A 12,487-nucleotide genomic window follows, 5' to 3' on the forward strand; every position below is an offset into this window, starting at 1 on the left:
NCCTCGCCCGCNCCCCCGCCGGTCACCCAACCAGCATCCCACTCCTGCGCAGCGTCAAGACCAATCACCAGAGACCACAACCCGACACCCGACCCGGCGTCTCGAGGTGCACGCGCCAGCCGACATCGACTCAGGGCGAGACTGCGATGGTCCTGATTGCGGCGTTGACGGCCGACGGCGCGTCCGAACGGCGAGGTCGTCGGTGGCGTACGGATCGACGGTGCCGTAGTCGTGACGCCCGCGGGACCGCTGTCAGCAGGTCCGCCGGCGACGGTCCGTACAGGGGCCGGCCGAGGTCGCGGCCGGTCGCCGGGTCGAGCAGAAACCAGTGGCTCGACTCGGTCGACGGATCGGTCGAGACGTGGCGGGCAATGTCAGTGCCGGTATCGAGGGTGAGCTGATAATGCGGGTGATGGGCCACCGGTATGACGTCCTGGATGTCGTAGCACACGAATTCGAGACGACGGACCGGGCACGGGAGCACCGTATGGTCGAGTTCCTCGATGAGCCGGTCCCACGCTCCCCATTCGAGGGGGCCGGCGATACGGACCCGGCGAGTTGCCGCTATCCGGTTGGCCTGCCCGCCGCCGGCCGGGGGCGCGCGGCCAGGACACCGGGCGGTTCGGGCGGAGCAGACACGCGTTGAGCACGCACATATGGGCCACATCAGACAAGTTTGCCGACTGTGCTGGGCGGAAATGGTGGGCAGCCACCGACCGAACGGGCACGCCCGCAACCACTGCGGCGTTCCGCCCTGCAGCGACGCCTTCGCGGAAGGCCGATGAGGACACCACAGCGGGAAGAACTACCGTTTTTCACGATGTCACCGAATCCGGCGATTTCGCCCGCGGGTTGATTGCCGACGATGGCGAACCCCGACCCCGCACCGCCTGACGGTCTATCGCCCGGCTACGCTGCCGGGCGTGCCCACCTTTGAGCTAACAGAGCGATTCTGGGACGACTGGCACCGCCTTACGCCTGCTCAGCAAGAGCGATTCCTTCGCGCCCGAGACCTTTTCGCCTCGAATCTCATCGCGGGCCGCGGCTTCCAGAACAGCCTACGCGTGAAGGGCGTCCAAGGCTCTTCTGGCGTCTATGAAATGACGTGGGCGGATGATGGTCGGGCGACCTTTTCCTATGGCAGGTCCAACCAGCGGGGTGCGCCACACATCATCTGGCGCCGCGTAGGCACACACGAGATCTTCGGCTGCCCGTAGTTGCGCACCATGCGGTAACCGCCAGGTCCGCGAAGTGCGGACCTGGCGGCACCTTGCTTGCGGGCGGCGCCTTACGTGCGGGCGGCGCCTCATTGCCTCGACGCAGGACGACCGAGGCGACAGGGTCAGGACAGGGGACGGTTCAGGCGGAGGAGGAGAATCTTGCTCTTGACGCCGGAGTCGACGAGCTGGCCATTGGCGTCGAAGGTGCCGAGGCCGAAGTCGTTGTCGTTGGCGACGGCGATGGTGCGGGGGCCGAGGACGGCGACGCCCTCGATCTTGTCGGGCAGGCCGGGGACGGCCTCGAGATCGACGGCGAGGCGCTTGGGCAGGACTGTGACGCCGGCCGTGGCCGGGTCGGCGAGGGACTCCAGCGACGGCGAGGTCGCGGCGCTGTCCCACGCGGTGCCAAGGATGTTCGTGGCCTTGCGCAGGTCGACGGTGTAGAGGCGGGCGACGGGGTCGGTGCGCTCGTCGACGAGCAGGGTGTGCTCGTCGACCGCCGCGAGCGAGGAGATCTTCATCTCGGCGGGGTCACCGTCGGCGCTCGGGTCGAAGGTCCTGACGTCCTCAAGGCGGTAGACGAACTCACCGGTCACCTTGTTGGTGGCGGTGTCGAAGCGGAAGATCCGGGTGCTGCGGGACGCCTCGCCGGTGTCCTTGTCCGGCACCAGCAGCGGGCTCTGCACGGCCAGGTAGAGCGTCCGGCCGTCGGGCGCCAGCGCGATGCCCTCGAAACCGCGGTTGATCTTACGGTTGGTGAGGATCGCGGGCAGCGACGGGATGACGGGGTAGTCCGTCCCGGTCAGCTTCAGGCCGGCGGGGACGTGCCGGGCCAGCACCTTTCCGCGGGCGCTGATCCGCAGCAGGGACGGGCTGTACTCATCCACCAGCCAGAACTCGCCGCCGCGCGTGCGGACGAGGCCCTCCGTGTCCAGCCCGTTCGGGTTGAACGGGAGCTTCGTCTGGGCGTCCCAGGTGTACGGGGTCTCGTCGTAACCGTCGATGTTCGACAGACCGGTGACGGGTGCTCCGTGCGCGGTGGTGATCGGCAGGGATTCCAGGACCTTGAGGGCCGATCCGTCGACACGGACCTTGAGGATGGCCGGGTCGAAACCGGGGACCGGGAAGGTTCGCCGGTTCTTGCCGGCCACCTTGATCTGGCCGTTCGGACCGCGGTCGGTGACGGTCCAGAACTCGTTCGGCCGACCGGCCGGGTACAGATCACTGCCGATGCCGCCGAGGTTGACGCCGCGGTCGGTGTCCACCGAGCCGGGGATCAGCCCGTTGGAGAACTCGGCCAGTCCGGTGTCCGGCAGCGTCCCCGTCGCCACCACCGTCGGCACGGTCGACCCGGCGCTCGCCGGCGCGGCCGACGCGATCCCCTGCCCCGCGACGAGGCCGAGCGGCACCGTCAGTGCCAGACCCGCGACCGCCCATCCACGAAGTCGTCTCGACGCCACGACACTCCCCCCTGATTCCCGCATCGGAATCTCCCGCCGTTTCCCCAGGTGCCGACCGTCGACACGGCCGACAACGGACGTTAGGGCCCATCGATGGACAGCTGATGAACCGCGGCCGTCCGGCGACCCTCCGCACTACGACCAACAGACGGAAACGCCCTTGTCACGCGCCGCGCAGGCGCGCGCCCGGAGCAGACCGGGCGGGCGGCGAGAGCCGGACGGGCAGGGCCTGCCAGCCGTGGACGATGAAGGAGGGGGCCTGCGGCAGGTCACCTGCCGGTGCGGCGAGGGCGAGGCCGGGGAAGCGGGCGAACAGGGCGGGCAGGGCGTACCCGGCCTCCAGCCGTGCCAGCGGGGCGCCCAGGCACCGGTGGACGCCGATCCCGAACGCAAGATGGTCGGCCGCGTCCCGGCCGGGCTCGAACCGGTCGGCCCCGGGGCCGTGGTGACCGGGGTCGTGGCCGGCGGCGAGGATGCCCGCGACGATCGCCGCCCCCGCGGGGATGGTCACCGCGCCGGTGTCGATGTCCGCCACGGCGAAGCGCAGCGGGATGTTGGCGATGCTGGGCGCCCAGCGCAGCGTCTCCTCGACGATCTGATCCCAGGTGATCTCCCCGGCGCGCAGCCGGCGGAGCTGGCGATCGTGGGTCAGCAGCGCGTGCACGGCATTGCCGAGCAGGTGCCGGGTGGTCTCGTGACCTGCGCTGATGAGCAGGAGCAGGGTATCGAGCAGCTCCCGATACGCCAGTCGGTCGCCGGTGACCGCGTCCCGCACCCCGATGAGTTCGGTGGTCAGGTCGTCACCGGGGTCGCGCAGCTTCCCCTCGACGAGGGTCGCCAGGACCGACCGGGTGCGGGCGAGGTTCGCGGCGGCCTGCTCCGAGCTCACCGTCGTGTTCATGATCTGCTCGACGACGTGGGCGAAGTCCGGGCGCATCCGATCCGGGATGCCGAACAGTCCGCCGATCACCGCCAGCGGCAGCGGCTGCGCGAAGGCGCCCACCAGGTCGACGACCGACCCGGCGGTCTCGGCGGCCAGGTCGTCGAGCAGCCGCTCGGTGACCGCCGCTACGGCGGGGCGCAGCAGCTCGGTGCGCCGGGCGCTGAAACTCGGCGCGACCAGCCGGCGCAGCCGGGCATGATCGACGCCGTAGGTGCTGAGCATGTTCACCACGCCCACCCACTGCAGGACCCAGCCCCATTCGGGCCGGCGGCACGCCTCGTCCCACTGGGCCCAGTGGCGGCGTGGGTCCTTGCTGACTCGCGGATCGAGCAGCAGCGCGCGCAGCAGCGCGTGCTGGTTGACGGCGTACGCGGGAATGCCGCCGGGCAGGGTCACCTCGGCGACCGGCCCGCGGGCACGCAGGGCGGCGGCCTCCGCGACGAGGCTCGGCCCCGCGGCGGCGACGGACAGCGGCTGGACGTGAACCATGCCGATCCCCCGCATCTCCTCGGATGCGCGCGACCGGCCGGGACGGCGCCCCGCGGGCGGCGCGCAACGATGTCCGCGATCCCCGACCACGAGGTGATGCCCGCCGTCAGCGGTCAGCGCACCTGGCCGAGCCGGACCAGGGTGGTCGTCCCCGGCAGCACCGGCGCGTGGCAGTGCCCGCACACCATCTCGGGATGCAGCTCGGCGCCGCAGTCGTGCTCCCACCTGGTCGGCCCCGGGCCGTCGGTGACGTAGCGGTCGCCCCACTCCATCAGCCCGAGCAGGATCGGCCGCAGCGCGCGGCCGGCCTCGGTGGGGACGTACTCGTAGCGCGGCGGGCGTTCCTGGTACTGCACCTTGGCCAGCACCCCGCGCTCGACGAGGGTGCGCAGCCGCGCCGCGAGGATGTCCCGACTCGCCCCCGTGTTACGGGCGATCTGGTCGAAACGGCGCTCACCGAGCAGCACCTCGCGCAGCGCGAGCAGGCTCCACCGCTCACCGACGACCCCGAGCGCGTTCGCGATCGAACAGTCCCGCCCGGCACCGGTCATGGTGACCATCCCCTCGACCGCACGTTCCGCCAGCCCAACCCGGCCCCGCCGCCCGGATCTCCCGGGCAGCCACCAGAAGGTGCCAGTTGGGTAATCCAACCTATCAGGACGACGGGCCGAACCGACAACGGCGCCCCGCGCCTCGCGGTAGACAGGACCCGGGAGCCACGCCACGGGGAGGAGCCTGCCTTGACCACAGCGGGAGAGGACCGACGGCCCGTGCGGCGCCGGCGGGGCGGCACGACGACGCTGACGTGCCTCGGGCCATCGCCGGACCCGCCGTTCGAGCAGGTGACGAGCGCGTCGGTGGTGGCGGTCACCGACGACGGCCGGCTGGTCGTCGCCGAGCTGACCCGCGGGCTGGACATACCCGGCGGGCACGTCCAGCGCGGCGAGTCGTCGATCGACGAGACCGTGCGGCGGGAGGCCTGGGAGGAGGTCCGGGCCCGGCTCGGCGTCCTGCATCCGGTCGAGGTGATCGAGTCCGACTACTTCGGCGCCGACGACCGGACCTACATGGTGATCCGCACCGCCCGGGTCACCGAGCTCGCCCCCTGGGAGTCCACCCACGAGTCCGCCGGCCGGGTGCTGATCGAACCCGAGGAGTTCCTGCGCCGCTACCGCGGCGGGGACCCGGCGCTCATGCGCCACCTCGTGACCGCCGCCCTCGCCGCCATTCCCGCCATTCCCGCACTCCGACCAGGACCGACCGAGGTCTCCTCGGTGCGTCAAGGTCCGGACGGCCCCTTGCGGTGACGACACAGGGCTGTCGAGGTCGGGCCGCGGCGAAGTGACCCGAGTCTCGCGATAGGCACTACAGTGATCTCTAGCGAGTCACACACCGTCACCTACGAAGCGGTGATGGTGAGGACCTCGCTGCCGACAACTGCGTCGCGGAGGTGGAGCCATGTTCGGTTTGACGGTGCGCTTCGAGGTTCGCCCGGACACTGCGGACGCGTTCGACGCCCTCGTGGCGCAGACGGTGCCCCTCATCGCGGAACGGGAGCCCGGCACGCTGATCTACACGACGCACCGCGTCGCCGGCGACCCGAACGCCCGCCTGTTCTACGAGCTCTACCGGGACCGCGACGCCTTCGAGGAGCACGAGAACCAGCCGCACGTGCACCACTTCGTCGCCGGCCGCCAGGCGCTGCTCACCGGTCCGCCGCGCATCGAGTTCATCACCTTCACCGCCGGCACCGGGGTTCCCGTCGCGACCGACGCCTGACAGCCCGGCAACCCCGGCCGGTCCTGCACACCGGTGACGGGCCAGACTGCGGTATGTCACCGACAGGGGCGTCGACGTGCCGCAGTCAGGAGTGTGCCGGATGAGGATCGGATTCATCGGTCTGGGCGGGATGGGCACGGCGATGGCCCGCAACCTGGTCGCCGCGGGCCACACCGTGCTGGTCTGGAACCGCTCCCCCGGGCCCGTCGCCGAGCTGGCCGCAGCCGGCGCCGTCTCCGCGAGCATCGAGGAGGCGTTCGCGACCGGGACCGTGCTGAGCATGCTGGCCGACGACCGGGCCGTGACGGAACGCCTGCTCGACCCCGCGGCGCTGGCCGCGGCGCCCGCCGGTGCCCTGCACGTGAACATGGCAACGATCAGCACCGCCCTGGCGGAACGGGCCGCGCGTGAGTACGCCGAGCGGGGCCTGCGCTACCTCGCCGCGCCGGTGTTCGGCCGGACGGAGGCCGCGGCGGCGGGCAACCTCACCATCGTCACCGCCGGTGAGCCGGCGGCGATCGCCGAGGTGCAGCCGCTGTTCGACGTCCTCGGCCGGCGCACCTGGACGGTCGGCGAGGTGCCGGCGCACGCCAACCTGGTGAAGATCCTCGGCAACTATCTGGTCGCCTGCTCCATCGAGGCGATGGCTGAGGCGACGACCGTGATCGAGGCTGGCGGCCTGGACCCGGCTCTGTTCATCGAGGTACTGACCGACAACCTGTTCCCCGGCCCGGTCTTCGCCGGCTACGGCAGCATGATCGGGAAGAGAAGCTACGAGCCGGTCAACTTCCGGCTACCGCTCGGGTTCAAGGACGTCGGCCTCGCGCTGTCCGCCGGCCAGGAGCGCAACGTCCCCCTGCCCTTCGGTGGCGTGCTGCGCGACGCGTTCATCGAGGCGCTCGCGCACGGCCAGGGGGAGCAGGACTGGGCAGCGGTCGCCGAGACCGCCCGCCGCCGCGCCGGGCTCGCCTAACGCGGCGGCGGGCGGCTGGGCGCCTCGGGCAGCCGGGGCAGCCGGGGCAGCCGGGGCAGCCGGGGCAGCCGGGGCAGCCGGGGCAGCCGGGGCAGCCGGGGCAGCCGGGGCAGCCGGTGATTGTGCGGGGCCCGGCGAAAGCCGTCTCAGGATGCGGTGTCGCAGCTCGCCGGGTCGCAGGCTGAACGGCGACGAGTCCACCCGGTCGGCCCGACGAAGGCCGGGTGCGCGCTCGCACCCGCCGTCCCGGCCGACTTCGCCGGTGGCCGCCGGCGGGCGCGCCGCCCGGTGCGTGCCGCCCGCCGACGCCAGCCACCGGTGGGCGGCCCCGAGCCGTCCGCGGCCCGCCCGGCCCGCCCGGGCGTTGGGCGCAGAGCAGGATTGACGATGAGCGCAGCTCCGTCCCGACGTCCCGCCCCGGCCTCATGACCAGGGCCGTCACTTTCGCGGTCCTGCTGGTGACCCTGTTCGCGGCACACCAGCTCGCCGATCATGTACTGGGCCAGACCGACGCCCAGGCCCGGTTGAAGACGACGCCGGGCCCGGCCGGCTGGGCGGCGCTGGGACGCCACCTGGCCGCGTATCACGTGGTCGTCGTGGTGATGGTGACGGTGACGGCGGTCGGGCTCGACCTGCGGCTGTCCGCGTTCGGGGCCGTCGCCGGGTTGGTGATCTCGGTGTTCACCCACGCGCTGTGGGACCGCCGGGTCGCCGTGCACTGGCTGCTGACCAGGACGGGTGGCGGCGACTTCGCCGAGCTCGCCGACAACGGGATGAACGGCATGTACCTGGCCGACCAGTCTCTGCACGCGGCATCGCTGTGGCTGGCCGCGCTGGTCGCCGTGCTGCTGTGAGTCGGGTGCCCGCCGGCCTGGGCGGGGTCGCTCCTAGCAGGCCGTCGCTGTGCCGCCCGGTCCGTCCGACGAGCCCGACGACATGCTCCCCGACCCGCTCGACCCGCTCGACCCGCCGGCGGACCCCTCCGACCAGCTCGACCCGCCGTCGGCGCCGCCCGACCTGCTCCAGGAGACGCTGTCGGCGCCGCCGGGCACGGACCAGCGATCGTCGTCGGCACCGTCGCGACCGGCGTAGTCCCAGCACGACGACCATTCGTCGGCGCTGGGTTCGGCGGTGAGGTCACCGCTCGGCCAGTCGAACCCGACGTGGGCGAAACCGAACGACGAGCCGCCGGCGGAGTCGGAGCGCGCGGGCACCGACCCCTCGGCGGCCCCGGACGCCGAGGCGAACGCCGAGCCGACAACCTGCGGGATCACGAGCCAGGCAGTGATGTTGACCCCCACGACGACGAGGATGATGACAAGCGGGACCAGGTAGCTGTACGCGGGTGGGAGCACGAGCGCCAGGGTGACCAGCCCTCCCACCAGGAGGGCGACGCCCGCGGCGACCGCAGCGAGGAACCGTGCCATAGGCATGTTCCTATCGCCCTCGACGGGGCTACGACCTCGATCGACGCCAACCCGACAAGCCGGTAGGGCGGTTTGACGGTGATCATCCCGCTTGCTCCGTCCGTCCTCGGGTCGGCGGCCGCGACGCAACGGTGAGCTGACGGCACCCACCCGTGTCGCCGGCACGCGGTGACGCCCCGGCATCCCCCGCTGGCGTTCGATGACCTGCCCGGCCCACAGCGGCGGCAATCACGGCATCTCGTCATCGTAGGGGCACAGGGGGACATCAGAGAACGGCTCACGGCCTGAAACGCGGACGGATCACGCCCAACCGGCGCGACGCCGCGGGCCAGCCGGCGACCCCACCGCACGGCCGGGCGGGGGCGCTGCGGCGCCGATGCCCGCGCGGCACGGGCACTGGCCCGACGGTGCCGGTCGGGGCATCACCATGGATACCCCGACCGGACGCCGCCGAGCTCGAGGATGCGACTGGGACATCGCGGTTCGGGGACGGATGGGAACGACCCGGACGCCTCAGCCGCGTCCTCAACCNACCTGGTCGATAGCTATTAGTCACTGATCGATTACAGGCAGTTCTAGCGTACACCCCGTTTGAGGTCCCTGTACCCGTATGCCGCTGCCAGGCGGGTACCTTTCGTCGCGGGAGGACGAGCGGGCCGCACCGGATCGATCCCGACCCGATCGGCCGGACATTGCGCATTCCCCTGGGGCCAGGGGGCCGCCGGGGGATGTCGACCCCGCCACACATCGTCCGGCCCCGGCACACCGGGACCGGAGCATGGGTAGCAACGACGTATGACACACGGCGAGGCAACCCGAAGCGCCGGACAGATCGGCACGATGTGCGACTTGCGCATGCTGTCCCGTATTGGACAAAGGTTTCGTGATGACAGCCACAGGGTGAGCATCGGGTTTCCGGCTTAGTCTGATCGCTCATGAGCGGCGCGCCGGTCGGGGTGTTCGACAGCGGAGTAGGCGGTCTCACAGTGGCGCGCGCCATTCTGGACCAGCTTCCGCATGAGCCGTTGGTCTATCTCGGCGACACCGGACGGGCACCCTACGGACCACGCCCCATCGCCGAGGTACGCCGCTACGCCCTCGAGTGTCTTGATCGTCTGGTCGACGAGGGGGTGAAGCTGCTCGTGATCGCCTGTAACACGGCCAGCGCGGCGTGCCTGCGCGACGCGCGGGAACGCTACAGCGTCCCGGTCGTTGAAGTGATCATGCCGGCGACCAGGCGCGCGGTGGCGGCCACCCGCAGCGGTCGGGTCGGCGTCATCGGCACGGTGGCCACGATCGGCAGCCGCGCCTACGACGACGCGTTCACCGCCGCCGCGGGCGTCGACCTGACCGGCGTCGCCTGCCCCGCGTTCGTGGACTTCGTCGAGCGGGGTATCACCTCGGGGCGGCAGCTACTCGGACTGACCGAGGCATATCTCGCACCGTTGCAGGAAGCCGACGTCGACACGGTGATACTCGGATGCACCCATTACCCGCTGCTGACCGGGGTGATCGGCCTCGTGATGGGAGAGGGCGTGACGCTGGTGAGCAGTGCCGAGGAGACAGCGAAGGACACCTACCGGGTGCTCGCGCGGGACGGGCTGTTCCGCGACCCCGACCTACCACCACCCAGCCACCGCTTCCTGACCACGGGTGACCCCGCGCTGTTCACCCGCGTGGGGCGCAGGTTCCTCGGGCCCGAACTCGTCCAGGTCTCGGCCGTGGCCTCCGGGGAGCCGTCCCTCCCGGCTCCGTCCGCGCCGCCCGCCACCAGGACCTCGACCGCAGCCGTCTGGACCGCCCGACCCGCGGCGGATCAGGATTCCTCCCAGCAGAGCCCGGTGGTGCCACGGTGAAACTGACCATTCTCGGCTGTTCCGGCACGTACCCGGGGCCGGCCTCCGCCTGCTCGTCGTACCTGGTGGAGTCGGACGGGTTCCGGCTCGTCCTCGACGCGGGCAACGGGTCGATGGGTGAACTGCAGCGGCACTGCGACCTGCGCGACATCGACGCGGTCCTGCTCAGTCACCTGCACGGCGATCACTGCCTGGACCTGGTGGCGAACTCCTACGCGCGGCGCTACCACCCCGAGGGCATGCCGCCCAAGCTCCCCGTCTACGGCCCGATCAACACCCAGGAACGGCTGTGCGGGGCATTCGAGAAGTGGCCGGAAGACAGCCTCGCCGACATCTACGACTTCCGCACCATCGGCGCCGGCTGCCTGCACGTCGGGCCGTTCCGGATCGACCTCACCCGGGTGGCGCACCCGGTCGAGGCGTACGGCGTCCGGGTCACGGCGGAGGATCGGGTGCTCACCTACTCGGGCGACACCGGCGCCTGTGACCGGCTCGTCCGGCTCGCCCGCGACAGCGACCTGTTCCTGTGCGAGGCGTCGTTCCTCGACGACGAGGACAATCCGCCCGACCTGCACCTGACCGGCCGGGAGGCTGGCGAGCACGCGCAGAAGGCCGGCGTGGGGCGGCTGGTGCTGACCCATCTCGTCCCCTGGGGAAACGCCGCCCGTTCGGAGGAGGAGGCGGTCGGGGCGTTCGACGGGAACCTGACCATCGCCACGCCCGGGGCCACCTTCGAGATCTGACCCGCGTCGCCGATCGGACCGCGTCGCCGATCGGACCGCGTCGCCCGATCGGACCAGGCCAGGCCGGGTCCAGTCAGACGGGGCCGGGTGGCCGGTCCGGGGCGGGCCGATAGTGTCGCGGGCGTGACACGAGTCGATGGCAGGAAACCGGACGAACTCCGGCAGGTGACGATCCTGCGGGGCTGGCAGGAGCACGCCGAGGGGTCGGCGCTGATCAGTGCCGGCAGGACCAGGGTGCTGTGCGCCGCCTCGGTGACCACCGGCGTCCCGCGCTGGCGCAAGGGCAGCGGCCTGGGCTGGGTGACAGCCGAGTACTCGATGCTGCCGCGGGCCACCAACACCCGCAACGACCGCGAGTCGGTGCGTGGCCGGATCGGGGGGCGCACTCACGAAATCTCCCGGTTGATCGGGCGCAGCCTGCGGGCCTGCATCGACCTGGCCGCCCTTGGCGAGAACACCATCGCCATCGACTGCGACGTGCTGCTCGCCGATGGCGGCACCCGCACCGCCGCGATCACCGGCGCCTACGTCGCGCTGGTCGACGCCGCCCGCTGGCTCGGCCGGCCTGCGGCGATCACGACGAGCGTGGCCGCGGTGAGCGTCGGGGTCGTGCGGGGCGAGCCGATGCTCGACCTCGCCTACACCGAGGACTCCACCGCCGACACCGACATGAACGTGGTGTGCACCGGAGCGGACGGATTCGTCGAGGTGCAGGGCACCGCCGAAGGCGCCCCGTTCGACCGGGCGATGCTCGACAGCCTGCTCGACCTCGCCGTGTTCGGCTGCGCCCAGCTCACGGAGATCCAGGCCGAGGCGCTGCGCGGTCCAGCACCGGCGGGTCCCNCCCNACCGGAGGGGGCCCGGTGACCGCGAAGCCGACTACCGGATCGACTACCGGCTCGACCATCGGCACGGACGTCGCCGCGGCGGGGGCGCCGGCCGGCTCGTCGAAGCCGGTGCGGGTGGTGCTCGCCAGCCGCAACGAGGCGAAGCTGACCGAGCTACGCCGCATCCTGGCGGCCAGCGGTCTGGCGGTGGAGCTGGTGGCTCTCCCCGACGGCGACGAGGTGGCCGAGACCGGGACCACCTTCGCCGAAAACGCCCTGATCAAGGCGCGGGCGGCGGCCGAGCAGACCGGGCTGCCCGCCGTCGCCGACGATTCCGGGCTCGCGGTCGACGAGCTGTCCGGCATGCCCGGCGTGCGCTCGGCCCGCTGGTCCGGACGGCGGGACGGCACCCGCATCGAACGCGACGAGGCGAACAACGCCCTGCTACTGGCCCAGCTCGACGACGTGCCGCCCGCGCGACGCGGCGCGGCCTTCGTCTGCGCGGCGGCCCTGGTCACCCCCGCCGGCGTGGAGCGGGTGACGCACGGGGAGCTGCGGGGGATCCTGCTGACCGAGCCCCGCGGCCAGGGCGGCTTCGGCTACGACCCGCTGTTCCTCGCCGACGGCCAGACCCGGACCAACGCCGAGCTGACCGCGGCCGAGAAGGACGCGATCAGCCACCGCGGTCTGGCCTTCCGCGACCTGGCCACCCTCCTCGGCGAAGTCCTGGCCTCCTGAGCGGGCGGATTCCCGTCGCCCTGGGCGAGGGG

12 protein-coding genes are annotated in these 12,487 nt (G+C 71.8%); 8 read left to right on the top strand and 4 right to left on the bottom strand.

Features of this window, described 5'->3' with window-relative positions:
* Nucleotides 1-1,342: 1,342 nt before the first annotated feature.
* The 3 genes from FF36_RS08135 to FF36_RS08145 all read right to left on the bottom strand — a co-directional run bounded on the left by FF36_RS08135 (nt 1,343) and on the right by FF36_RS08145 (nt 4,672).
* Nucleotides 1,343-2,680 carry an esterase-like activity of phytase family protein gene (locus FF36_RS08135; RefSeq protein ID WP_044884368.1) on the bottom strand — a complete coding sequence of 446 codons (1,338 nt, stop codon included), beginning with the start codon at nt 2,678-2,680 and terminating at the stop codon, nt 1,343-1,345.
* A 163-nt stretch (nt 2,681-2,843) separates the two neighbouring features.
* Complete coding sequence (locus FF36_RS08140; protein WP_044884427.1) at nt 2,844-4,112, bottom strand: cytochrome P450 family protein; 1,269 nt, start codon at nt 4,110-4,112, stop codon at nt 2,844-2,846.
* A gap of 113 nt (nt 4,113-4,225) precedes the next feature.
* Complete coding sequence (locus FF36_RS08145) at nt 4,226-4,672, bottom strand: winged helix-turn-helix transcriptional regulator (RefSeq protein WP_199865348.1); 447 nt, start codon at nt 4,670-4,672, stop codon at nt 4,226-4,228.
* 180 nt (nt 4,673-4,852) lie between these two features.
* On the opposite strand from FF36_RS08145, the gene FF36_RS08150 reads away from it, so the two are divergent.
* The 4 genes from FF36_RS08150 to FF36_RS08165 all read left to right on the top strand — a co-directional run bounded on the left by FF36_RS08150 (nt 4,853) and on the right by FF36_RS08165 (nt 7,718).
* Nucleotides 4,853-5,419, top strand: a complete 567-nt coding sequence (locus tag FF36_RS08150) for an NUDIX hydrolase (RefSeq protein WP_242418077.1) — start codon at nt 4,853-4,855, stop codon at nt 5,417-5,419.
* A gap of 151 nt (nt 5,420-5,570) precedes the next feature.
* A complete protein-coding gene (locus FF36_RS08155; RefSeq protein WP_044884369.1) occupies nt 5,571-5,891 on the top strand; it encodes a putative quinol monooxygenase in 321 nt (106 codons plus the stop codon).
* Between the two features lie 100 nt (nt 5,892-5,991).
* Nucleotides 5,992-6,864 carry an NAD(P)-dependent oxidoreductase gene (locus FF36_RS08160; RefSeq protein WP_044884370.1) on the top strand — a complete coding sequence of 291 codons (873 nt, stop codon included), beginning with the start codon at nt 5,992-5,994 and terminating at the stop codon, nt 6,862-6,864.
* Between the two features lie 425 nt (nt 6,865-7,289).
* Nucleotides 7,290-7,718, top strand: a complete 429-nt coding sequence (locus FF36_RS08165) for a DUF3307 domain-containing protein (RefSeq protein WP_044884371.1) — start codon at nt 7,290-7,292, stop codon at nt 7,716-7,718.
* Nucleotides 7,719-7,751: 33 nt separating this feature from the next.
* Here the strand turns inward: FF36_RS08165 and FF36_RS08170 are convergent, their stop codons facing one another.
* Nucleotides 7,752-8,291: a hypothetical protein gene (locus tag FF36_RS08170; RefSeq protein WP_044884372.1), complete on the bottom strand. Its 540-nt coding sequence runs from the start codon at nt 8,289-8,291 to the stop codon at nt 7,752-7,754.
* A 935-nt stretch (nt 8,292-9,226) separates the two neighbouring features.
* Here FF36_RS08170 and murI point away from each other — a divergent pair.
* The 4 genes from murI to rdgB all read left to right on the top strand — a co-directional run bounded on the left by murI (nt 9,227) and on the right by rdgB (nt 12,455).
* On the top strand, nt 9,227-10,147 hold the full coding sequence (murI, locus tag FF36_RS08175) for a glutamate racemase (protein WP_044884373.1): 921 nt from the start codon (nt 9,227-9,229) through the stop codon (nt 10,145-10,147).
* Nucleotides 10,144-10,890, top strand: coding sequence for an MBL fold metallo-hydrolase (locus FF36_RS08180; protein ID WP_044884374.1), 747 nt, complete (start codon nt 10,144-10,146; stop codon nt 10,888-10,890). The genes murI and FF36_RS08180 overlap by 4 nt, the downstream gene beginning before the upstream one ends.
* 123 nt (nt 10,891-11,013) lie before the next feature.
* Nucleotides 11,014-11,733: ribonuclease PH (rph, locus tag FF36_RS08185; protein ID WP_242422374.1), on the top strand; the 720-nt coding region annotated here is incomplete at its 3' end.
* Nucleotides 11,734-11,846: 113 nt separating this feature from the next.
* A complete protein-coding gene (rdgB, locus tag FF36_RS08190) occupies nt 11,847-12,455 on the top strand; it encodes an RdgB/HAM1 family non-canonical purine NTP pyrophosphatase (RefSeq protein ID WP_044884430.1) in 609 nt (202 codons plus the stop codon).
* Nucleotides 12,456-12,487 lie beyond the last annotated feature (32 nt).

Origin of the sequence: Frankia torreyi, assembly GCF_000948395.1 — a bacterium.
Lineage (GTDB): Bacteria > Actinomycetota > Actinomycetes > Frankiales > Frankiaceae > Frankia > Frankia torreyi.